At 68.3% G+C, this 23,529-nt stretch carries 16 protein-coding genes; 7 read left to right on the top strand and 9 right to left on the bottom strand.

Annotated features, from left to right (window positions below; all coding sequences use genetic code 11):
* Nucleotides 1-9 precede the first annotated feature (9 nt).
* Nucleotides 10-2,742 carry an ABC transporter permease gene (locus OXG83_11365; GenBank protein ID MCY3965628.1) on the top strand — a complete coding sequence of 911 codons (2,733 nt, stop codon included), beginning with the start codon at nt 10-12 and terminating at the stop codon, nt 2,740-2,742.
* A 10-nt stretch (nt 2,743-2,752) separates the two neighbouring features.
* Here the strand turns inward: OXG83_11365 and OXG83_11370 are convergent, their stop codons facing one another.
* Nucleotides 2,753-3,808 (bottom strand): hypothetical protein, encoded by a 1,056-nt coding sequence (locus OXG83_11370; protein MCY3965629.1) that lies wholly within the window; start codon nt 3,806-3,808, stop codon nt 2,753-2,755.
* A 53-nt stretch (nt 3,809-3,861) separates the two neighbouring features.
* Here OXG83_11370 and OXG83_11375 point away from each other — a divergent pair, with 53 nt between their 5' ends.
* Both OXG83_11375 and OXG83_11380 read left to right on the top strand, forming a co-directional pair.
* Nucleotides 3,862-5,553 carry an L-lactate permease gene (locus tag OXG83_11375; GenBank protein MCY3965630.1) on the top strand — a complete coding sequence of 564 codons (1,692 nt, stop codon included), beginning with the start codon at nt 3,862-3,864 and terminating at the stop codon, nt 5,551-5,553.
* Complete coding sequence (locus tag OXG83_11380; protein ID MCY3965631.1) at nt 5,550-7,439, top strand: DUF3604 domain-containing protein; 1,890 nt, start codon at nt 5,550-5,552, stop codon at nt 7,437-7,439. Before OXG83_11375 ends, OXG83_11380 begins: the two co-directional genes overlap by 4 nt.
* Before the next feature lie 34 nt (nt 7,440-7,473).
* Here OXG83_11380 and OXG83_11385 read toward each other — a convergent pair whose 3' ends face one another.
* The gene (locus OXG83_11385; protein ID MCY3965632.1) at nt 7,474-8,394 is read right to left on the bottom strand and encodes a CHAD domain-containing protein; all 921 of its coding nucleotides are present in this window, start codon (nt 8,392-8,394) and stop codon (nt 7,474-7,476) included.
* A 22-nt stretch (nt 8,395-8,416) separates the two neighbouring features.
* On the opposite strand from OXG83_11385, the gene OXG83_11390 reads away from it, so the two are divergent.
* Nucleotides 8,417-9,766 carry a tryptophanase gene (locus tag OXG83_11390; GenBank protein ID MCY3965633.1) on the top strand — a complete coding sequence of 450 codons (1,350 nt, stop codon included), beginning with the start codon at nt 8,417-8,419 and terminating at the stop codon, nt 9,764-9,766.
* A gap of 272 nt (nt 9,767-10,038) precedes the next feature.
* Here the strand turns inward: OXG83_11390 and OXG83_11395 are convergent, their stop codons facing one another.
* The 7 genes from OXG83_11395 to OXG83_11425 form a co-directional block, all read right to left on the bottom strand.
* On the bottom strand, nt 10,039-11,799 hold the full coding sequence (locus OXG83_11395; GenBank protein ID MCY3965634.1) for a Na+:solute symporter: 1,761 nt from the start codon (nt 11,797-11,799) through the stop codon (nt 10,039-10,041).
* 298 nt (nt 11,800-12,097) lie between these two features.
* Nucleotides 12,098-13,048 carry an NTP transferase domain-containing protein gene (locus tag OXG83_11400; GenBank protein MCY3965635.1) on the bottom strand — a complete coding sequence of 317 codons (951 nt, stop codon included), beginning with the start codon at nt 13,046-13,048 and terminating at the stop codon, nt 12,098-12,100.
* A complete protein-coding gene (locus OXG83_11405; GenBank protein MCY3965636.1) occupies nt 13,045-14,292 on the bottom strand; it encodes a mandelate racemase/muconate lactonizing enzyme family protein in 1,248 nt (415 codons plus the stop codon). The genes OXG83_11400 and OXG83_11405 overlap by 4 nt, the downstream gene beginning before the upstream one ends.
* Nucleotides 14,293-14,376: 84 nt before the next feature.
* Nucleotides 14,377-15,756 carry a hypothetical protein gene (locus tag OXG83_11410; protein ID MCY3965637.1) on the bottom strand — a complete coding sequence of 460 codons (1,380 nt, stop codon included), beginning with the start codon at nt 15,754-15,756 and terminating at the stop codon, nt 14,377-14,379.
* A 24-nt stretch (nt 15,757-15,780) separates the two neighbouring features.
* Nucleotides 15,781-16,167, bottom strand: a complete 387-nt coding sequence (locus tag OXG83_11415; GenBank protein ID MCY3965638.1) for a hypothetical protein — start codon at nt 16,165-16,167, stop codon at nt 15,781-15,783.
* Nucleotides 16,168-16,216: 49 nt separating this feature from the next.
* Nucleotides 16,217-16,750, bottom strand: coding sequence for a cysteine dioxygenase family protein (locus tag OXG83_11420; GenBank protein ID MCY3965639.1), 534 nt, complete (start codon nt 16,748-16,750; stop codon nt 16,217-16,219).
* A gap of 13 nt (nt 16,751-16,763) precedes the next feature.
* Nucleotides 16,764-19,604: a TonB-dependent receptor gene (locus OXG83_11425; protein ID MCY3965640.1), complete on the bottom strand. Its 2,841-nt coding sequence runs from the start codon at nt 19,602-19,604 to the stop codon at nt 16,764-16,766.
* Nucleotides 19,605-19,815: 211 nt separating this feature from the next.
* Here OXG83_11425 and OXG83_11430 point away from each other — a divergent pair, with 211 nt between their 5' ends.
* The 3 genes from OXG83_11430 (at nt 19,816) to OXG83_11440 (ending at nt 23,522) form a co-directional block, all read left to right on the top strand.
* On the top strand, nt 19,816-21,483 hold the full coding sequence (locus OXG83_11430; protein ID MCY3965641.1) for a winged helix-turn-helix domain-containing protein: 1,668 nt from the start codon (nt 19,816-19,818) through the stop codon (nt 21,481-21,483).
* 184 nt (nt 21,484-21,667) lie between these two features.
* Nucleotides 21,668-22,444 carry an SDR family oxidoreductase gene (locus OXG83_11435; GenBank protein ID MCY3965642.1) on the top strand — a complete coding sequence of 259 codons (777 nt, stop codon included), beginning with the start codon at nt 21,668-21,670 and terminating at the stop codon, nt 22,442-22,444.
* Between the two features lie 31 nt (nt 22,445-22,475).
* The gene (locus tag OXG83_11440; protein MCY3965643.1) at nt 22,476-23,522 is read left to right on the top strand and encodes a C-terminal binding protein; all 1,047 of its coding nucleotides are present in this window, start codon (nt 22,476-22,478) and stop codon (nt 23,520-23,522) included.
* Nucleotides 23,523-23,529 lie beyond the last annotated feature (7 nt).

Below are 23,529 nucleotides of genomic sequence, written 5' to 3' on the forward strand. Positions count from 1 at the left end.
CCTAACCGGATGCTGAAGCAGTTCCTGTTTCGCCTGCGTTCGAGCTGGGACCGGCGGCGGAGGGACGCCGAGCTCGACGACGAGATCCGCTTCCATCTCGCCGAAGAAGCGGAAGAGCGAGTCGAGGCGGGCCTGTCTCCCGAACGAGCCCATGCCGAAGCACGGCGCGACTTCGGCAACGTCACGCTGATTCGCGAGCGGACCCGCGAGACCTGGGGCTGGGCGCCCGTGGAGCTGCTCCTCAAGGACATCCGCGCCGCCTTCCGGATGATGCGGCGCAACACCGGCTACACCTGCGCCGTGGTCCTCACCCTGGCCCTCGGCATTGGCCTGAACGCCCCGATGTACGAGATGCTGTCCCGCCTCTTTCTCCAGCCGCCACCCCACATCGAGGACCCGGACCGCGTTCATCGCCTCTGGGTCAGCGAGCGCATCGATCCAGGCGATCGCGGCGCCTCCACGGGACGAACCTGGGTAGTCGATGCGATGCAGTGGCTCGACTTCGAGGCCCTGGCCGCAGACAGCGCACTCATCGACGGCGTCGCGGGCCACCGAGTCTCGTTCAGGACGAACGGCCGCGGTCAGCGCGCCGAGAATCTCACCGTCTCCTGGGTCACGGGAGAGTTCTTCGACTTCCTTGGCGTGGCTCCTACGGCCGGAAGGTTGATCGCCGCCACGGACGACCACCTGGCGGCGCAACCCGTTGCCGTGGTCAGCGACGGCTACCGGCGGCAGCGGTTCGGCAGCGCGGAGGAAGCGCTCGGCACGACGGTCAGCTTCGAGGACGTCACCTACCTCGTCGTCGGCGTGCTGCCGCGCGGCTTCTCCGGACCCCGCTCGAACGCAGTCGACGTCTGGCTCCCTCTTGAACACGCCGCAACCGCCAGCCGGGGGAACAGCTGGAGACGGTACGGAACCACCTTCTACCTCACACCGTTCGTCCGGCTGGCGCCCGGCGCGACGGAGGAGGCCGCCGGGGCCGCGGTGACTGCCGCTGTCCGGGCGGCGCGCGCCGCCTCGCGGTTCCCGGACTCCCTGGACCGCGAGGCGACCGTGGCTCTCGGCCCGATCCTTCGAACCCGCGGCCCCGTCACGCTGCGGCGCCACATGCGCCTGCCGCTGATCGCAGGCGGGATCACCTTCGTGGTGCTCCTCATCGCGGCCGTCAACATGTCGAACCTGCTGATGCTGCGGGTCGCTGCCAGACGACGCGAATTGGCGGTGCGCTACGCACTCGGCCTGGGACGATGGGGAATCGGACGTCTCCTGGTGACGGAGAGCCTGGTGCTCGCCGCCGTCTCGGGCGTTGTCGCCCTGGCCGTTGCCGCAGCCACCGGCGACGCGCTTCGCCGCACGCTCCTGCCGAGTCACCAGTGGGCCGACCATCCGCTGGGCGCCACGGCCGTCGGCTTCACCGGAATCGCCGTCCTCGGGATCGGCTTGGCGGCCGCCCTGGCCCCTGCCGTGTACGCGGCGCGCAGCCGGGGAATCGAAAGGCTCGACAGCTCCCGGGGCGCCAGCGCACTCGGAACCCCCGTCCGCACCGGCCTGATCGTGGTCCAGGCCGCGCTGTCGGTCGTCCTGCTCAGCGGGACGGCCGTGTTCTACCGTTCCTTCGAAGCGGCGCGCCAGGTGGATGTCGGCTACGCCAAGGAGCACCTGCTCACGGTGACTTTGGGGAGCTTTCACGGCGACACCCGCCTGGATGGCCTGGACGGCATCCCGCTCGACGAGAGCTCAATCCGCGCCATGGAGTCCCGCCTCCGGGATCTGCCCGGGGTGCTGGACGTCGCCCAGGGTACGAGTTCACCGATGTCGGGAAGCGGCGCGGCGTACGCGGACCTGCGCATCGACGGGCTCGACCGCCTGCCGTTCCGCTCCGGGCCCCATGTGAACTTCACTACGCCCAACTTCTTCGATGTCGCAGGGCTGGACATGCGGGAAGGCCGCGGCTTCACGGAATGGGACCGCGAAGCCACGCAGAAGGTCGCGGTGGTCAGCACGTCGTTCGCCCAGCAGGCCTGGCCCGGTCAGAGCGCCGTCGGCCGTTGTCTGTTCGTCAGCGGTGCCGCCGACTGCACGACGGTGGTCGGCGTGGTGGAACCAGCAGTGAACTGGACTCTGCCTGAAGCGGACCCGGTCTACTACCTGCCCATCTCCCAGGCGTCATCCGATCCGACCCTGTCGGGATGGACGAGCATCCAGCGTGCGCTGATCGTCCGAACCGCCTCAAGCCCCGGGCGCGTCGAGTCGCCGGTGCTTGCCGCCCTGGCCGAGCTGTTTCCAGAACTGCCGGGACACCACGTCCGGAACCTCTCCACTCAGTTCGCATCGCGCATTCGCACCTGGAGAACCGGAACCCGCCTGTTCGCCGCCTCCGCGATGCTCGCGGTGTTGCTCGCCGCCATCGGGCTCTATGCCGTCATCGCGTTCGGCGTACGGCAGCGTGAGCACGAGTTCGGCATCCGGCGCGCCCTGGGCGCCAGGGCGTCGAACCTCCTGCACATGGTGCTGGCGCGCGGCTTCGCCCTAGCGGCGGCCGGTGTCGCGGCCGGTACGATCGCCGCGCTCTGGGCGGGCCGCTTCGTCGAACCGCTGCTCTTCGATGGCCGCAGCCCACGCGATCCGCTGGCGTTCGCGGTTGCGGCACTAGTGCTCCTGGCGATCGCCGTGATGGCCTCATTCCTGCCGGCTCGCCGCGCCGCCCGCGCTGATCCTCGTCAGGCGCTGGAGGCGGAGTAGTCCGATCCCCTTACGGCAGATCGGCCACCCACATCTTCGCCTGCGCGCCGCGGCCCGTCGCCGAGCCACCGGCGGCGTAGAGCTTGCCGCCGATGATCGCGGCGGCGGGCGACGACAGCGGCATCGGCAGCTTGCCCAGGAGCTCCCACTCGTCGCCGGGCTCCAGCGCCAGGATGTCCCGGTCGATCGACTTCGTGCCCCCGGCCGGGGTCGTGTGGCCGCCGACCATGACGATGCGGCCCTCGTGGACGAACGTGCCGGCCTCGCCGTGGGAGTGTCCCTTCGGCAGGTCGGGGCCGCGGCTCCAGGTATCGGCTGCGGCGTCGTAGATGTCCACCCGGGCCTGGTCGAGTTGCTGGCTATCGTGGTTGTACTGGCCGCCGATCGCGTAGATGCGGTTGCCGAGTGCTATGGCCGAGAACTGGTTGCGCGGGTCGGGCATTGGCGCCGCGTCTCGCCAGTTCGCCGATCCGGCGGCCCAGTCATCCAGGTCGAGGACCCAGTGGTCGCCGGCGTCCGTGTCCCGGTCGGCCTTCAGGCCACCAAAGTAGTGCAGCTTGCGGCCGACCAGAGCCAGTCCGCCGCCCGCTCGCGGCTCGGGCAGCAGCGGCGCCGCCGTGTAGCGGTCCAGATCCAGGTCGTAGCTCCACACCTCCGCGATCGCATGGCCCTTGTAGCCGTCCTTGAAGCCGCCGGCGAACCAGACGGTGCGGCCGTCCAGGACCGCGTTCAGGTGCGAGACCGCGCTCGGCATGTCCTGGATCCGCGTCCAGCTCCCGTCCGCCGGGTCGAAGATGTCGACCCGCTTGCTCGACCGGACCGGGCCCTCGTAGCCGGCAAACAGGTAGAACTTGCCGTCGATGACCGTCGTCGCGGCTTCCCACTTGCCTGCCGGCATGTCCGGGAGCTCCTGCCAGGTCAGTTCCTGAGCGGCGAGGGGTGCCGCGGCGAGGACAGCGACCGCCAAGACGGCCGAGTGGCCGAAACCCCGGCTCCGGAGGGAATCACACTTCGCCGGCACGGTCGCGCCACTGTAGCAACCGGCCCCGTCGATGCCCGCTAACATGATCGGAGTTCCCGACTCAGAAAAGGAGAGCCGATGCGGATGAGGTCCACACCGTGACCACGGCCCTGCTCGCCCTGTTCCCGATCGCCCTGGGCGCGATCCTCCTGATCGGCTTCCGCGTGCCGGCGCGGCGCGCCATGCCGGCCGCGTACGCCGCCGCGGTCCTCGTCGCCTTGCTGATCTGGGAGATGCCGATCGCCCGCATCGCCGGGGCGTCGATCCAGGGCCTGTTCCTGACCTTCGACCTGCTGTTCATCATCTTCGGCGCGATCCTGCTCCTGCACACGCTGGAGCGTTCGGGCGGCGTCGACGCGATTCGCCGCTCGTTCCACGGCCTGAGCGACGACCGGCGGGTCCAGGTCGTCATCGTGTGCTGGCTGTTCGGCTCCTTCATCGAGGGGGCCGCCGGGTTCGGCACGCCGGCCGCGGTCGCGGCACCGCTCCTGGTGGCGCTCGGCTTCCCCGCAGCCGCCGCGGTGATGCTCGGCATGATGGTCCAGTCGACCTCGGTCACGTTCGGTGCCGCCGGCACGCCGGTTCTCGTCGGGGTCCAGGGCGGACTCGGCGGGGAAGCGTTTTCGGCCGACCTGGCCAAGGCCGGCATCGGCATGCTCGACTACCTGGCGGTCGTGACGGAACGCGGGGTCGTACTCCACGCCACGGCCGGAGTGCTCATGCCGACCCTGATGGTCGTCATGCTGACCCGCTTCTTCGGCGGCAAACGTTCCTGGACGGAGGGGCTCTCGATCCTCCCCTTCACGCTCGCCGGGGGCCTGGCATTCACCGTGCCCTACGTGCTCTTCGGGTTCTGGCTGGGGCCGGAGTTCCCCACGCTGCTGGGCGCCCCGGTGGGGCTCGCGATCATGGTCACGGTCGCGCGCCGCGGCTGGCTCGTGCCGTCAGACACCTGGGACTTCCCAGCTCGCGACCAGTGGAAACCGGACTGGGTGAGCGGCTTCGAGGACGAGGCGACGGAAGCGAACGATCGCGGCATCGGCCTGGTCAACGCCTGGGCCCCCTACGCCCTGCTCGGCGGCCTGCTCGTGCTGAGCCGCCTGCCCGCTCTGCCGATCGGCGGCTGGCTGCGCACGCCGGCCATCGCCTGGGACGACATCCTGGGCAGCGGCGTCTCGGGCTCGACGACGCCGCTCTACCTGCCGGGCTTCTTCCTTCTGGTCGTCGTGTGCATCACCGCCTTCCTGCACCGCATGGACTTCGCCGACGTACGAGCCGCGGCCGCCTCCTCCGGCAAGGTGCTTCTCGGCGCCGGCTTCGTGCTCATCTTCACCGTGCCGATGGTGCGGGTCTACATCAACTCGGACGTGAACGAGGCCGGCCTGCTCTCGATGCCCCTGGTCATGGCGGACTTCGTGGCCGTGAACGTCGGCGACGTGTGGCCCTTCTTCGCCGCCATGACCGGCGCCCTCGGCGCCTTCATCGCCGGCTCGAACACGGTCAGCAACCTGATGTTCACCGCCTTCCAGTACGGCGTCGCAGAGCGGCTGATGATGTCGACCGCGATGATCGTCGCCCTGCAGGCGGTCGGCGCAGCGGCCGGCAACATGGTCGCGATCCACAACGTGGTCGCCGCCTCGGCGACCGTCGGGCTGCTCGATCGCGAGGGCGCCACGTTGCGCAAGACGATCCTGCCGACGATCTACTACCTGCTGGTGCTGGGGATCCTGGGGCTCCTGGCGGTCCACGTGGTCGGACTGCCCGATCCGCTGATGGGGAGATCATCGTGACGCGTGCCCGGATGCCGTTCGCACCGTTGGCGGTCCTCCTGACCCTGGCCGTCGCCTGCACGAGCGAGGCCCCAGACGGACCTGGCGCAGCCAGCGGCCCGGACCCGGCAGCGAGCGAGGAGGGCCGGTCGATCCGCAACGCCTACTTCGGCGACGTTCACGTCCATACGAAGTACTCGTTCGACGCCTACATCTTCGGCACCCGCGCCGATCCCGACGATGCCTACCGGTTCGCCAAGGGAGAACCGCTGACGCATGCGGCCGGCATCGAGATGAGCCTGAAGGCGCCGCTCGACTTCCTCGCGGTTGCCGACCATGCCACCTATCTGGGCATGTTCGAGCAGATGGACAACCCGGACTCCTCGGTCGGCGGGCATCCCCTTTCGGTCGCCCTGCGGAGTGCCGCAACGCCGGCGGATCGCAGCGCCGTGTTCCAGGAAGTGCTGCCGCGGGAACGGGGCTTCGTCCAACCGGACGACCTGCTCGATCTCGACGTCGTCGCGAGCGCCTGGCAGAAGATCGTGGAGGCTGCCGAAAGGCACAACGATCCCGGCAACTTCACGACCTTCATCGGCTATGAGTTCACCGCCGGAGGCCGCCGGGGCGAGAACCTGCATCGCAACGTCATCTTCCGGAATTCGAACGTGCCCGGCATTCCGTTCAGCCGGATCGAGGCAAACAACAACCCCGAGCTGCTTTGGGACTGGATGGACGAGCAGCGCGCGCAGGGCATCGATTCTCTGGCGATACCGCACAACTCCAACGGCTCGGACGGGTGGATGTTCCAGCTCACCGACCGGGCGGGCGACCCCATCGATAGCGCCTACGCCGAACAGCGCATGCGGAACGAGCCCCTGGTCGAGGTCACCCAGGTCAAGGGCACGTCCGACACCCATCCGCTCCTGTCACCAAACGACGAGTGGGCGGACTTCGGGATCATGGAGCGGACGATCGGCAGCGACTTCCCCAGTCAACCACAGGGCAGCTACGTGCGCGAGGCCTACGTGAACGGTCTCGCCCTGGAAGAAAAACAGGGCTTCAACCCGTTTCGCTTCGGCCTGATCGGCTCCTCGGACACCCACAACGCCGCCGGGTCCTTTCGGGAAGACGACTACTGGAGCAAGACCGGGCTGCTGGACATCACGCCGGAGCAACGCGGATCGGTCCCGCGCAAGGATACGGGCGAGTACGACGACCCGACCAGGCAGTACTGGGGAGCGTCGGGCCTGGCCGCGGTGTGGGCCGAGTCCAACACCAGGGAGGACATCTTCCGCGCGTTCCAGCGAAAGGAGACGTTCGCCACCACCGGCCCGCGGATGCGTGTCCGCTTCTTCGCCGGCTACGACCTGGACGACACGACCCTGGCCGGCGACGACGGCATCGCGAGGGCCTACGCGGAAGGCGTCGCCATGGGCGGCGACCTGATGGCGGATGGCTCCGGGCGTTCACCGAGATTCCTGGTCTGGGCGATCAGGGACGCGACGACCGATCCGCTGGATCGCCTGCAGGTCATCAAGGGATGGACCGAGAACGGCGCGACCCAGGAGATGGTCTACGACATCGCCTGCTCCTCCGGGTCGACCGTCGATGGAGCTTCGCACCGCTGCTCCGACAACGGCGCTACCGTGGATGTGACGACGTGTTCGACGGATGAGGGTGACGGAGCATCCGAGCTCGAGGCCCTCTGGCAGGATCCGGACTTCGATCCGAACCGGCGCGCCTTCTACTACGTGCGCGTCCTGCAGAACCCCAGTTGTCGCTGGTCGACCTGGGACGCGATCCGGGCGGGGGTTCAGCCGAAGCCCGGTCTGCCGGCCACGATCCAGGAACGGGCCTGGTCGTCACCCATCTGGTACGTGCCCGGCGACGCCGGCGAGACCGACTAACGGCGTCGACACGCACAGGCAGAGTTCCGGCGTGCTAGCCGCGGAGTTGCCGCGCCAGGGCGGCGGCTTCGTCCAGTAGCGTCTGCATACCGCCGTTGTCGAGCCAGTCGAGGCGAAACGACCGGTAGCTCGCCTCCGCCCGAACAGCATTCCGCCGGGCCAACTCGACTACTCCGCAGTCCTTCGCCGACGATTCGCCGTCAACAGGAATTTCTTCCCGCCAGGCGCTTAGTAGATCGGCGAGGACGTTCGCGTCGTTCAGAGTACCGAGCACGTCCTGGAGCTGCTTGCAACGATCGACCAGGGTGCCCGCGAGTTCGATCTCCGCTCTCACGGGTTCGACGAGGTAGCGGAGACGCTTGCCGGCGATGCGCACCCTGTGAGGCCCACGCTTCCGATCGTCGCCCAAGCCGTCGACGCAAGTCTTCAGCCTGTGAGCGACCCGATCCACCCTCTCGGCCAGCGCCTCCCCGTACGGCGCGCCCACGCCCGCCGCCGACGCACCGTAGCCCACGCGCGACTCGAAGCCGTCAGCCCACTCGGTGAACTCGGCACAGACGATCTCGTTCGAGTCGCCTGAACCCGCCTGGCTTGCCGACCGAAGTCGCGCCTCGACCCACTCGCTGCCGGGCCGGTGCTCCGGCTCCAGCGCCTCGACCTGGTTCTCCAACCACTCGATGGCCACTTCGGTATCGCGACCGCTGCCGGTCCGTTTCTGGAACCCGGCGAGCGTCCGCCGGTCCCGCTTCTTCACCACACCACGCAGCAGTCCCTTCCAGGCGCTCAAGGTGCTCCGCAGCCGCCGGATCGCGACCCTGAAGTCGTGGAGGCCCTCGGCGTCTTCCGGGTCGAGGCAGCGCGGCCCGGCCTCGCGCGCCTGCGAGAGAAGATGGAGCACGATCAGACGCACCGCCTCCTCCGCGTCCCGCCGCAGCAGATCGGCCGGAAGAGGCATTCCGTCAGTATAGGAAGGCGCCATGAAGACGATCATCGAACCCTTCCGGATCAAGGCGGTCGAGCCGATCCGGCTCGCCACGCCGGAGCAGCGGGAAGAGGTGCTCCGAAGCGCCGGCTTCAATCTGTTCAAGATCGCGGCGGGGCACGTGCTGATCGATCTTCTGACGGACAGCGGCACCGGCGCCATGAGCGCGCAGCAGTGGGCCGCGGTCATGCGTGCGGACGAGAGTTACGCCGGCTCGACCAGCTTCCTCCGCCTGCGCGAGACGGTCGGGGACATCATGGGCTTCGAGCGGATGCTGCCGACCCACCAGGGGCGAGCCAGCGAGCGGATTCTCTTCGACCTGATCGGCGGCAGCGGGAAGATCGTTCCGAACAACGCCCACTTCGACACCACCCGAGCGAACATCGAACACAGCGGCGCCCGGGCGGTCGACCTCGGCATTCCCGAGGCAACCGATCCAACGAACCGTCACCCGTTCAAGGGAAACCTCGATCTGGACCGGCTGGAGTCGCTGCTTGCGGCCGAGGGTTCGAGCGTACCCGTCGTCATGTGCACGGTGACGAGCAACACGAGCGGCGGCCAGCCGGTGAGCCTGGAGAATCTCCGCGCGACGCGGGACCTGTGCGACCGGCACGGTGTGCCGCTGTTCCTGGATGCCTGCCGGTTCGCCGAGAACGCCTGGTTCATCAAGGAGCGGGAGGCCGGACAGCAGGAGCGTTCCGCACGCGACATCGCGCGCGAGATGTTCGACCTCGCCGACGGCGCCACGATCAGCGCCAAGAAGGACGGGATCGTCAACATCGGGGGGCTACTGCTCCTGCGTGACCAGGAGCTGTTCCGCCGCGCCAGCGACCTGACGATCCTGACAGAGGGGTACGTGACGTACGGGGGCCTCGCCGGCCGCGATCTCGAGGCGATGGCGCAGGGGTTCCGGGAGGTGCTCGACGAGGACTATCTCCGCTACCGGATCCGCAGCACGACGTACGTCGGCGAGAAGCTGCTGGAGGCCGGCATCCAGATCGTCGAGCCGCCGGGGGGACACGCGATCTACATCGACGCCTGCCGGTTCTGCCCGCACCTGTCCCGGGAGCAGCTTCCCGGCCAGGCGCTCGTGGTCGCTCTCTACCGGCATGCCGGCATTCGCACCTGCGAGGTGGGCACCGTCATGTTCGGCGCGCGGCAACAGCCGCCGCTCGACCTGGTCCGGCTGGCCGTGCCGCGGCGGGTCTACACGCAATCCCACATGGACTACGTCGTGGAGGCTCTGGTCGAGTTGTACGCGCAGCGCGAGCGCATTCGCGGTCTCCGGATCGTGGGCGCTCCGGAAGCGCTGCCGCACTTCTCGGCGCGCTTCGAGGAGGTGTAGCTAGCACCGGACTGGAAGCAGCTCGTGCTCGCCGCTACGCGGCATCGCGCTTGATGCGGACCAGAAGGTCCGCGCACCCAGAGAACGGGCGCCGTGTTCTGCGAAGCGCTCTGCTGCAGTTGGGATGCGCCCGCAGCGGCGTCATGTCATCCGAATGTAGAGAAGTCCGCCAAAGCGGGGCGGCTCTCTGGGTGCGCGGACCTTCTGGTCCGCTGCCGCCGAAGGTGGCCAGGAACACGCGCCGGCCGCAGGCCGGCACCTTTCGGCCAGGCCTATCCGGTCGTGCGCGGCAGGATGCGGAACAGGCCGTACCCCGCCGCTAGCGCGGCGCTGCCGAGGGCGGCCGCGGCACCGAAACGCCCGTAGAGCGCCATGCCGGTCCCGAACAGGGCCGCATACACGGCGGCGCAGCCGAGCATCCAGGCGAGCAGCGCCGCGGTGGCGCTGCCGGGTTCGTCCGCCTGGGTCGCGACGACCCTCCGCCAGCCCCGAGCGAACGGGCGGACGCGGTCGTAGAACGACTGCAGGATCGCTGTCTCCGTCGGCCGGGTAGCCATCGTCACGCCGAACCAGACCGCGGTGGTGAGCCCGACGCCGAGGAGGAGCTGCGCGGCCGTCGAGGGCAGCACGAGCCCCAACCCCTCGTGGACGAACTGGAACCACACGGCGACCGCGAAGGAGACGACCATCGCCGAGATCTCCGACCAGGCATTGATCCGCCACCAGAACCAGCGCAGCAGGAAGATCAGCCCGGTGCCGGCACCGATCTGGAGCAGGATCTGGAACGCTTGCATCGCGTTCTCAAGCCAGAGCGCGACCACCGCCGCCAGCGCCACGAGAGCGATCGTGGAAAGCCGCGCGACTAGGACGTAGTGCGACTCGCCCCGGCCCGGCCGGACGAAGCGCCGGTACACGTCGTCGACGATGTAGGAGGCGCCCCAGTTGAGATGCGTCGAGATCGTCGACATCAGCGCCGCGGCCAGCGACGCGACGACGAGGCCGAGCAGGCCGTGCGGCAGGAAGACCAGCATCGCCGGGTAGGCGAGGTCGTGCCGGATGATCGACGGGTCGAGATGGGGGAAGGCCTGGGCGATCGAGTCCAGGGTCGGGTAGACGACCAGCGAGGCCAGCGCGACCAGGATCCACGGCCAGGGCCGCAGCGCGTAGTGGGCAATGTTGAACCACAGGGTCGCGCCCATCGAGTCCCGCTCGCTGCGCGCCGCGAGCATGCGCTGGGCCGCGTAGCCGCCGCCGCCCGGTTCGGCGCCCGGGTACCAGGTGGACCACCACTGGACGGCGATGGGGATCAGGAAGACGGTGGCGGCGGTCTCCCAGTCCGCGAAGTCGGGCAGCAGGGCCAGACGCACGGCGATGTCGGGGTTCGAGACGAGTCCGGATAGACCGCCGACGGCCGGGTGCGCGAGCGCGTACCAGGCCGCGGCCACCGAGCCCGTCATCGCGATGACGAACAACATGAGATCGGTGACGACGACGCCCCATAGGCCGGAGGTCGCGGAGTAGGCCGCCGTCACCGCCGCTGCGACGAGCACCGTCGTGTACTTGTCGGCGCCGAGCAGCACGCCGCCGATCTTGATGCCGGCGAGCAGCACCGCCGCCATGATCATCACGTTGAAGAAGACGCCGAGGTACACGGCCCGGAAGCCCCGCAGGAACACCGCCGCCCGCCCCGCGTAACGGAGTTCGTAGAACCCGATGTCGGTGAACACGCCCGAGCGCCGCCACAGCTTCGCGTAGAAGAACGTCGTGCACATGCCGGTGATCAGGAACGCCCACCACATCCAGTTGCCCGAAACGCCGCCGTTCCGCACCAGGTCGGTCACCAGGTTCGGCGTGTCGGTCGAGAACGTCGTGGCGACCATCGACGTGCCGAGCAGCCACCAAGGTAGGTTCCGCCCGGCGAGGAAGAACTGGCCGGTCCCAGCGCCGGCGCGTCGGGCGAAGACGAGTCCAACGGCGAGGGCGAGCGCGCCGTAGGCGGCGAGGACGGTCCAGTCGAGGCCGTTCAGGCGCATGGCTGGGACGGCTTCGAGCACACAGGCGATGAGGGTGCGGCCGCCGCACTGGTGCAGTACCGGTTGCAGTAGAGAACCGAGCAAAGGCAACGCCGTATCTCTGGGTGCGCGGACCTTCTGGTCCGCTTGCCGCCGAAGGCGGCTCCAGAATCGCCGCCGGCGAAGCCGGCGACCGCGTTCTTCGGGCTACGCCGCTCCGCGGCTTCGCCCGAGAGCGGACCAGAAGGTCCGCGCACCCAGAGACAAGTCGTCACTTCGATCGAGTTGCCGTGCTGCAACCCAGCGGACCCGGGAGCCGTCAAGCGGGTCTCCGAGACGATCGTTCGCCGAACCACTCGCTCAGGTCATCCGGGTAGTCCCCGGCCGCCACGGCTTCACTGAGCGTCGAAGCGACCGGAGGCAGGTCGCCGGGGTAGGTCAGTCCAGCAGTGTTCTGCGTCATCCGCAGGAGCCTGACGCGTGCGGAGCCTTGACCGATCAGGTGTCCGACCGTCTCGCTGAGCAGGAACTCGTCTTGCAGCGGATCGTCGAGGCCGGCATGGAAATCGGTGAATGCCGCTTCGAGGAGTCCGAAGATCGAGGGCTGGAAGGCCCAGAGGTTCATCGAGCAGAGCGTGTCCGGGGGCAACTTGCGAGCCTCACCCCCGCCGTCGCGGCCGATGAGCCCCGCATCCGTCTCCCGCACGTCGTAAACCTCGTCGATCCCTTCCAGCGTCGAGTCGGCACAGGCGGCCAGAATGCCCCGGTTGACGCCGCTGGTGCGGGAGACGCCGGTCCGGTGGAGTTCGTACGCCGCGAGGAAGTGTGAGTCGTCGCCGCTGTCCAGCAGGCCAGCGACACGCCGGCCAAACGACTCGATCGCCCGGGGGCCGTAGAAGTCGTCCGCGTTGACGACCAGGAACGGCTCCTCCACCTTCTTCCGCAACGCGAGGACGGCGTGGCCGGTGCCCCATGGCTTGGCTCTGCCGCCCGGCGGCGCCGCACCGCCCGGCAGATCGTCGAGGTCTTGGATCACAGAGTCGACGGGAACCGCCCCGCCGGCCCGTTCGGCCGCCCGGCTCATGAGCTGGTCGTTCCAGTCCGCCGACGTGACGAACACGATTTTCCGGCAGCCGGCGCGGACCGCGTCGCAGATCGCGTACTCGAACAGCACCTCGCCGCTTAGCCCGACCGGCTCGAGCGTCTTCGGTCGGCCGAACCTCGCCGAACGGCCGGCAGCGAGAATCGCCAGCGTCAGTCCCTGACTCAAGCGGCTCGATGCCTCTCGACGACCGCCATGTCGAGCTCGACGCCCAAACCCGGCCCCGTCGGCGGTTCGATGAAGCCGTTCTCGAACTTGATCGGCTCGACGAAGATGTCGCTGTGCAGGGCGTTCGTGTTGAACTCCTGGATCAGGAAGTTCGGCGAACAGGTGTCGAGCTGGATCGCCGCCGACGCCGCGACCGGGCCGCAGTACATGTGGGGCGCGATCATCGCGTAGCGAGTCTCGGCCATGCCGGCGATCTTCTTCGCCACCAGGAGTCCGCCGCACTGGCCGACGTCGAGCTGGATGATCTGGGCCGCCTGCTTCTCCAGTACCTCCGCGAACTCGAACATGTTGACCAGTCGCTCGCCGGTCGCGATCGGGATGCTGGTGTGGGCGGCCACGCGGGCCATCTCGTCGACGTTCTCGGGCGGCACCGGCTCCTCGAAGAAGAACGGATCGAACTCCTCGAGGATGTCCGCGACCCGCAGCGCCACCGCGGTCGAGAACTGGCCGTGCGTGCCGATGCCGATCTCCAGTTCGTCGCCGACGGCGTCCCGCATGGCGCGGAAGATCGTCGCCACGTGGCGGATCGTCTTCAGGGAGTAGTCCCGCGGCGGACCGGTGATCGGCGAGAACGGGTCGAGCTTGCAGCAGGTGATGCCGCGGTCCACCAGTTCCCGCGCCCGTTCGCCGGCCAGGGCCGGGCTCTCCCAGATGCCGGAGCTGTTCAGGTACGCGTAGGCGCGGAGCTTGTCGTGGTACCTGCCGCCGAGGAGGTTGTAGACCGGCTGGTTCGTCGCCTTGCCGATCAGGTCCCAGCACGCCATCTCGATCGCGGAGAACGCGGGCACGCCATACAGCCCGGGGTGGCTGTAGTCGTGGAGCGTGGTCTTCATCCGTTGCAAGATCTTCTCGACGTCGAACGGGCTCTGGCCGACCACGAAGCGGTCGAAGAGGTCGTTCAGCAGCTCGATCTGCGGCTTCAGGTTCGTCGCGCCGCCGGAGACCCGCTCACCCAGACCGATCAGGCCTTCGTCCGTCTTGAGCTGAATGAACAGCCACTTCCGGTGCCCGATCGGCGGGTCGATGTTGTCGATCAGGATCGTCTCGAGTTCGGTGATCTTCATGTTCGACGCCTCGGAGTGTTGAACCAACGCCGCGGTCGCCTGCCGCGCCGCGGTCAGGCCGGCGCTCATGCTGGCCGCCGCGATTCCGGCGCTGGAAAGGAAGCCGCGTCTGGTGATCATTGCAGGCAGTCCGACTCTACGCACAGCGCCGGATGCCGGCGGGGTCGCCGACGCACCCAGTGGCGGACCAAGCTGTGGTCGGCTCTAGGTCTCGACCTTGCTCATCAGCCGCGCGTCGGTCACCGGGAAGTGGCAGAGCGTTTCGTCGCAGGCCTGGTAGTCGACCAGGAGCGTCGCCACGTTGCCATGGCCCTCTAGCGGCACCTCGACGCGGAAGTCGCCGTGCATCCGGCCCTGGCCGTCCACCTTGGGCAGCACGGGGTCGCCGGCGACCTGGAGGCCGAAGCCGGCCGGGGCACGGACGCCGAACTTGAACTCCGCGTCGGAACCGGGGGCGTAGATCCAGAACCCCGGTTCGAGCTTGAAGTCGAGGACGGCCACCGTGGTCTCGCCGTCGGTGGTCGTCGACATGGTCACTTCGACCGCCGGACTCACGGTGACGGAGAGATTCTCCAGTTCGTCTCCGTCGACTGCGAACCGGGAGGAGCCTCGCACGTCCGGTGCTCCGGGCCCGCCAGCCGGCCGAAAGCGGTAGCCGCCCCAGTCGGAGGCGAACAGCGAGTCGCCGGTCTCGTCGAGCCAGCCCTGCCAGTCGTCGGCGGAGTCATGCCTCAGGCCGGTGTAGCGGGTGAGCAAGCGCTGCGCGCGCTCGGGCTCGACCCCTTCGCGCAGGTCGGCCACGGCGCGTTCCAGCAATGCCGGGTCGTTGTTCGCGATCCCCAGCGCCCTGGCCTCCTCGTCGATCCGGTAGCGGCCGTCGAGCCGGAAGTAGGCCTTGCCGCCGTACTCGCTGCCGATGCGGGCGCCGTCCCAGTAGAGGTACGGCTCGTTCTCCGCGTACCAGGCCTGACGCTCTTCGCGGTCGCCGCGCGCCGCTTCGGGAACCGCGTCGCCGAAGCTGAACGCGAGGCTCCGGTCCTGGGCCTCCTTCACCTTCTCCGGCGTGTCGTAGAACTCCTTCATGTCGTCGGCCTCGTACACGTCGCGGAGCGCAAGGGTTGTTGCCAGCCCCTCGCGGGGACGGGCCTCACGAGTCGTCAGGATCGGATGGTCCCTGAAGCCGTGGATGTAGTGGACGGCGTTGATCAGCAGCCGCTGGCCGGTTTCGGTCATCTCGTCCACGGTGCCGTAGAAGCCCCACTGCAGCAGCCGTCCCTGGCGGCCGATCGCGAAGTAGTCCGGGCCCTTCAGGTGCATGCCACCGGCGATCCACTCCGTGTCCGGCGAATCGAGGAAGCCGTCACCGGTCGTCACCACGCCCGGCTCGCCGTTGTCCGGACGGGAGCCGACCGGCAGGTTCAGGGTGTCCCATTCCTTCTTGAGAACCTTGACCGTGGTCATCGCGTCCGGGACGTCCTCCATCAACTCGTAGTACTTGTACTTCGGCGGGGTCGGCACCTCCTCGAGCTCCAGCTCGATCGGCAGAGGTCCCTGGAAGATCGGATGGGTCGGGGACTGTGGCACGACAGCCCTGGAGTACAGGCACAGTCACCCGTATCGCCAGCCGAGCAACAGGTTCAGGTCGTCCGAGATGCGCGCGCCCTGGCCGCCGATCAGGACGGTGGGAATGGACAGGGTTTCCAGCGTGACTCCCTCCGCTCCCGGGATCGTCTTGATCCGCTCTTCCGACCGGTCCATCGTCTGGCCGTCGACGATCAGGACGTCGGCGTCGCTGAGGTCGGCGTTCGCCAGGTCGTTGCGGGCGATGCTGCGCACGTCGAAGTGCTCCGCGAGCATCGCGTGGTAGCCGTCCGCGTGGGGGGTGCCGGCGTCGCCGGCGTACACGACGCGGAGTTGCGGGGCCGGCTCGGCGCAGCCAAGCGCCAGCGCGCCCGCCGCGAGCGCGGCCAGTCCGGACCATTGAGTGAGTCTCATGTCGATACTCCCCCTTGGGGTTTGCGACGGCAGGCTGGAGCCTCCAACCTTACCGGCAGCAGCCGGGCCGTCTCTGATCGGAAGCGGTCGGCGTGTCCAGCGAGTACACGTTGAACTGCCGCAGCGGCGGCGAGTAGATGTGGAGCGTGATCAGGTCCTCGCCTGCCGGCTGCGTGTTCGCGACCTGGTGGCAGTCGTCCTCCTCCGAGGCGCAGACGCGGCCGGCCCCGTGCTCGCGGCGCGCGCAGGGGCAAATGAGCCCGGACGCCGTCGGCTCGAACGCGGTCTCGGTCGCCACGCCTTCGACGACGCGGAAAGCGCAGCTCGAGCCCCGGTGGTCGTGAATCGGGGTCCGCTGTCCGCTGGACCAGCACATGCAGACCAGTTCGTACCAGTCCGACTCGGCGATCCGGTTCCGTCGGTAGCCGTTCGCGCCGAAGCGGCAGGCGGCGCCGAGGTCGGCCCGGGTCACCGCGAGGTCGCCCAGCAGACCGCTCAGGACCTCCAGGTCGGCGCGGCCGTCGAGCGACCCCAGGTAGTCCAGCAGCGGACCGAGGCGGCCCGTGGACGACCCTGAACTCACGTCACCACCCCCCCTACATCGACCACCTGATCCCGAACTGGGCCGAACGCTGCGGTCCGCGCCTCCGGATCTCTGGAAAGACGGCGTTCGAAGTGGGGCCGTTGGGGTGACCGATGTTCCAGGTGCGCAGACCCCTCATCTCGGTCACGTTCGTCCGGTCGGTGGCGTTGAAGACATCGATGAAGACGTGAAGGTCGTGCCGTTCCCTGACGGTGAACGTCTTGGCCAAACGCACATCGGCCGAGAAGACGTCCGGCCCGGTCCTGGTGTTGAAGCCCTCGAAGAAAGTCGACGGATAGGTGACCCAGCCCCCCGGTGATCGCATGTACGACTGGTCCCAGGCGGTGAAGGGATTGCCGGACCGGTAGTCCAGGAATCCCGCCAGTTGGAGGCCCCAGGGCAGGTTCCCTACTGCTGAGAGCTTGTAGCTGTGCTCCACCTCGGTGTTGAGCGGCCCATTGAATTGCGCGGGCGGGTCCCCCAGATCGGACCCGAGCGACGCCCCATTGAGAACGGAGTTACCCGAGATCAACTCGAAGAACGAACTGCCGACGGCGTCCTGATTGGTGTAGCTCACGTGCACCAGGGAGCCGTTGGCAAAGCGGCGCTTGAACTCGACCTCGACATCGAGGACCTCGCTGTAGCCCGTGTTGGTGTATAGGAGGACATCTCCCTTGGTGGGATCGGGCCGCGCTCCGTCGAGTGCGAATGACCGCCTGTTCTGGAAGTCCGTAAAGAAGAGACCATCGCTGTCGGAGCCGAAGACGTGGATGCTGATCGTGTTGCGCTCACCGAGCTGGCGCTCGTAGCCCACGTTCCACTTGACGATCTCGGGCAGGTGGAGGTTCGGATCAACGACTAGCTCGCGAGGTTGCGAGCCCGCACTCGTCGGGTCCATTTCGAGAGTCACGGGATCGATCGGCACACTGAAGAGGAGCGGTGGCCGGTCAGCCCCCGTATGGCCGATCAGGTTCGACCGATCGTGATACAGCCCGGCGCCGAAGCGGAGAACGGAACGGCCGTTCCCGCCGACATCGACGGCAGCACCCAGCCGCGCCTCGACGGTCTGGTCGTCGACCAGGTTGTTCCGGTCGTAGCGCCCGCCCAGATTGAACGTCCAACGGTCGCTCACGAACCAGTCGTCCTGGATGAAGAGGTGGGAGTTCGTGACCGAGACGTCGATGTCGGTCGGAAACTGGTATACGCCACTGGCCGGAGGGGTTGAGAAGTCGTCGACAAACCCATAGCCCCAGCTTTGCCACGCCGGCTGCATGGTTCGCTGACCGAAGCGCTCCACGCCGACCCCGGTACGCAGGGAATGATCGCCCCGGAGCCAGGACAGGCGTTCCTTCCACTGGAAGCTCTCCAGCGTGTTGTCGACTTCAGGGCCGATGCCGCCCTCAAGATGGAACACGACGCCGCCTTCCTCATGGAAGTAGAGACGCAACTTCCGCAACGGATCCGCGTCGGACTCCATGCTCCGGTCGGCCCCCACGTGGCCCAGCACCGATTCGAGCGTCATGTCCGAACCCACGGCGGCAACATGGCGCACGGACAGGCCCAGGGAGTCGTTGGCATGATCCTGGTGCTCTATGTGTTCCTGGCTGGAGCGGAAGAGCGAGTGCCCAACGGCGGCCTGCTCGCTGACCCAGTTCCCCGACACGCTCAGGTCGTTCGAGTCCGAGAACTGGTGGGTCAGCTTGCCGGTCAGGCGGTCGCGGTTGGTCACGTTGGCGGTCAACCCCAATTCGACCGGCACGGCCCGTATGTAGACGTGGCTCTGGTTGTAGTCGTAGCCCATCTCATAGTCGTCGTACTCGTAGCTGGTGAAGAAGTGGGTCGTGCCCCGGTTGATGGGGCCGCCCAGGGTCAGCGATGCCTGTCTTATTGTGAAGTCTTGGCCCTCCAACTGTTCCGCGTCGTCCGCGGTCCGCCCCGTGAACCCCGCTTCCACCACCCCGTCGTGCTGTTGTTGAACCGTCGCCGAGGCGTTGTACTGGTCGGCGCCGGAACGGGTGATGATGTTGATCACGCCCCCGGACGCGTTGCCGTACTCGGCCGAGAACGTCGCGGTCGACACCTGGACCTCCTGGATGGCGTCCAGGTTGTAGGTCTGCAGCGCCGTTCCCGTCGAGAAGGTCGACCCCCTCTGGCCGGCGCCTGCGGAAGCCCGGGGCCCGGCCCGGGTCTCGGACGTGGCCAGGTCGTCGTAGTTCAGGTCGCTCAGGTCGTTGTTGGCCACGCCGTCGATCAGGAACTGGTTCTGGTTCATGCGCGCCCCGTGAATGCTGAAGCTGTTGTTGGGGGCACTGTTGTCAAGGCCGCCGGTCGCGAGGCCCCCGTGGACCCCTGGAAGGACCCTCAGCACGTCCAGGAAGCTCCGGTTCGGGAGCGGCAGGCTCTGGACCTCCTCGAAGGTGATGTACTTGTTCACGCGGGAATCGACCGACTCGATCTGCGGTCGCTCGGAGACGACGGTGATCTCTTCCGTCACGTCGGCTTGAGCTGCCATCTCGAAGTTCACGCGCTGAATGCTGCCGACCCGCACCGCGAGGGATACGGGGGCGCCGGCGTAGCCGGTGGCCTCCACCGAAACCTGGTAGGTCGCGGGGCGCACGTTCGTCGCGTTGTAGAACCCGTCGGCGTCGGTCGTGAGGACGAGCGGATCCTCGATCTCCTGCGACTGCAGGATGACCGTCGCTCCGGAGACGGCGGCACCCTCACTGTCCGTCACGTGGCCGAGCACCTGGCCGGTGGGCCCCTGGCCCGCGGCCGGCACGGCCACTAGCAAGACGGCCAGCATCACGGCCCAGCCCACCGTCTCCGCTTGTCGAGTTCTCGTGTGGTTGAACATGTCCTTCGCTCCCTTCCGGTTCCCGCCTTCGCGATCCTGAAGCTGCCCGTGCCGGAGGTCGTCCGACCATCGGCTACCGGGCACACTTCAAACGGCATGAACAGGCTATGGGCTGGCCATGCCCACTAGCTTGATCCAAACCTCAGCGGAAGTTGATCGGACTTGAAGCGGTAAGCAACCGGAACGTGAGCCCGTCCGCTAGGATCCGTCGGTGATCTTCTACTTCGGCCCCTTTGTGCTGAAGCCCGAGCAGTACGGCCTCGAGGTGGCCGGACAGCCGCGCCAGCTTCAGCCGAAGGTGTTCGAATTGCTGGCCTTCCTGGTCGCCAACAGGGACCGGGTGGTGTCCAAGGAAGAGCTGTTGCGAAACATCTGGCACGGCGCCTACGTGTCGGAAGCGGCGATCAGCCGCGCGGTCAGCGAGGTGCGCAAGGTACTCCGCGCCGGCGGCGGCAGCGCCGACTGGATCACCACCGTCTACGGCCGCGGTTTCCGCTTCGTCGGCCCGGTGATCGAGGACCTGGCCGCACCGGACGGCGCCTCGGCGGTCCCGGATTCGCCGCCGGAGGAAGAGCGGAGGATCTCGATCGCCGTCCTGCCGTTCGCCGACCGCAGCCCGCAGCGCGACCAGGCTCATCTCTGCGAGGGGATGGCCGAGGAGATCCTCCACCGTCTCGCGCACGTCGTCGGCCTCCGGGTCGCGGCCCGCGGCGTGTCCTTCCAGTACGACGCCTTGGCCGACCCCCGCGAGGTCGGGCGGCAGATCGGCGCCGACCTGGTGCTGGAGGGCACGGTCCGCAAGGAGGGCGATGAGCTCCGCATCGGCGTCGAAGTGACCGACGCACGGACCGGGCTCCAGGTCTGGTCGGAGCAGTGGCAGCGGAACTCGCAGCAGGTCTTCGCGTTGCAGGACCAGACCGCGACCCTCATCGCGGAGACCCTGGAACTGCGGCTGGCGCCGGACGCGCCGCGGCACGAGGCGCGGCGCACCGCATCGAGCCAGGCCTACGACCTCTACCTGCGGGGGCGCAGTCTCTACCACCAGGCGCGCAAGAAGACCTACTACGAGGCCCGGCCACTGTTCGCGGCAGCGATCGAACTCGATCCCGAGTACGCCCTCGCCCACGCGGCGTCCGCGCAATGCTCGGCATCCCTCTACCTGTTCCACGAACCGAGCGCGGAGAACCTCAGGCTGGCCGACGCGTCGAGTTCGCGCGCCCTGGAGCTGGCGCCGGAAGTCGCGGAGGCGCACTCGGCGAGGGCGATGACCCTCAGCACGAAGGGCAGGATGGAGGAGGCCGAAGTCCACTTCCGGCGCGCCCTGGAACTCGATCCGCTGAGCTTCGAGGCGAATCACAACTTCGCCCGTCACCGCTTTTCCCAGGGTCAGATGGCGGAGGCGGTCACGTTCTTCTTCCGGGCGATCGAGGCCGATCCGACGGCTTACGCCCCCTGCTCGATCTGCGCCTCGGCACTCTCGACGCTCGGCCGGAAGACCGAAGCGTCACGACTCCAGGAACTCGCCATGGCCAGGGTGCAAAGGCGCCTGCTGCGCTATCCCGACGACCAGCGCGCGATCTACCTGGGCGCGGTCGCTCTTGCCCGTGACGGTCGGACGGACGAGGCCCTCGAGTGGGCCGCGCGGGCGGAAGCGCTGGATCCGCAGGATGCCGTGGCGCTCTACAACCTGGCCTGCGTGGCCTGCGTGTGCGGCGATGCGGAAAGCGGCCTGCGGTACCTGGAATCGGCGATCACGCACGGCTATCCGCACCTGAGTTGGATCGAGAACGATGCCGACCTGGCGGCGCTGCGGGCGGATCCGCGGTTCGAGGGGGTGGTGGCGCCGTTGCGGGGGGTGGTGGCGCGGGCGGCCGGCTGAGGTCGCCGCTTCGCGGCGGCGCATTCAGGCCGCCTGCGGCGGCAGCGGACCAGAGGGTCCGCGCACCCAGAGAACCGGCGTCATTGCGGCGGGTTTCTCTACTGTACGCGCTTCGCTTGCACGCCTCCGCCCGACACAGGCACACTCACGGTTTCACTCGAACAGCTCAAGGACGGAACGGATGCTGGAACTTGGTCTTGAAGGCAAGGTGGCGATCGTCACCGGCGGCAGCGATGGAATGGGTCTCGCGACGGCGCGCCGACTCGTGAACGAGGGGGCCCGCGTCGCGATCTGCGCGCGCCGTGCGGAGAACCTGGAGCGGGCCGCCGACCAGTTGCGCGCGGCCGGCGGCGGCGACGTGCTCGCCCAGGCCGCCGACGTCACGTCCGGCAGCGACGTCGACCGTTTCATCGACGCGGTGACGGCCGAGTTCGGCGGCGTCGACATTCTGATCAACAACGCCGGCGCGTCGGCCGCCCAGGGACTCGAAGCGCTGGGCGACGACGCCTGGATGGCGGACATCCAGCTCAAGGTGATGGGCGCGGTGCGGTTCTGCCGGGGCGTCGTGCCGTCGATGCGCGAGCGCGGCGGCGGCGCGATCGTCAACGCGACGATCGGCGGCGGCAAGGCGGCGCCGGCGCGGGCGCTGCCGACCAGCGTCACCCGCGCCGCCGGCATCAACCTGACCAAGTCCCTCGCCAACGAGCTGGCCGCCGACAACATCCGCGTCAACACGATCTGCATCGGCCTGATCAAGAGCGAGCAGTGGGTGCGCCGGGCGGAGGGCCAGGGCGCCGACGTCGAGTCGATCTACGAGGCGATGGGCAAGCGGGTTCCGCTGGGGCGCGTCGGCGAGGCGGAGGAGTACGCGGACCTGATCGCGTTCCTGGTCTCGGAGCGCGGCGCCTACATCACTGGAACGGCCATCAACCTGGACGGCGGGCTCTGTCCCGTCGTTTGACCGGTCGCGAACTGCCGACAAGGAGCGGAACGTGAAAGTAGCGATGCAGCGGAACCCCTTCAACCGCCGGGATCTGATCGAGGAGCAGGGCTTCGAGGTCGTGGAGGGTGTCTGCCGGAGCGAGGACGACCTCGCCGACCTGCTGTCGGACGCCGACGGCGCCCTGATCGGCGTCATGCCGCTGACCTCGCGCTCCGTGCTCGAGCGCTGTCCGAAGCTCAAGGTGGTCAGCCGGCTGGGAGTCGGCGTCGACTCGATCGACCTCGACGCCGCCACCGAACTCGGCATCCTGGCGACCAACGTACCCGGGTCGAACACGACCGAGGTGGCCGACCACGCGATGGCGCTGATGCTCGCGCTGACGCGGTGCGTGGTCGACGCCGCCGGCACGACCCGCGACGGCCGCTGGGGCCATCGGGAATCGATGATCGGGCTCCTCACCAAAACCCGACGGATCGCCGGCCACACCGTCGGCATCATCGGCTTCGGCAACATCGGCCGCGCCTTCGCCACCCGGATTCGCGGCTTCGGCCCAGGTCGGATCATCGCCGCCGACCCCTACGTCGATCAGGTCGCGGCCGACCTCTACGGTGTCCAGATCGTGCCGCTCGAGGAGCTGCTCGCCGAGGCCGACTACGTGACGATCCACTGCTCGATGACGGAGGAGACGCACCACCTGATCAACAGCGACACGCTGGCGCTGATGAAGCCGACCGCGCTCCTGGTCAACGCGGCGCGCGGCAAGATCATCGACGGTGCGGCCCTGGCCGAAGCCCTCGCCGAAGGGCGGATCGAGGCCGCCGCGCTCGACGTCACCGAGAAGGAACCGATCGACCCTGACGACCCGCTGCTGAAGCTGCACAACTGCATCGTGACCCCGCACATCGCCGGCTTCTCGCCGGTGTTCCTGGGCGAATGCCCGATCCGCCAGGCCGAGAACGTGATCCGGGTGCTTACCGGACAGATGCCCCACGGCATCGCGAATCCGGAGGCGATCAAGACGATCGCGGTGATGCGGGCCAGCGACCCGGGGCGCTGGGAGGGAGTGCCGGACTTCTCGACCGCGCTAGCGTTGTAGCCAGGAG

The organism is Acidobacteriota bacterium, from assembly GCA_026707545.1.
Taxonomy (GTDB): domain Bacteria; phylum Acidobacteriota; class Thermoanaerobaculia; order Multivoradales; family Multivoraceae; genus Multivorans.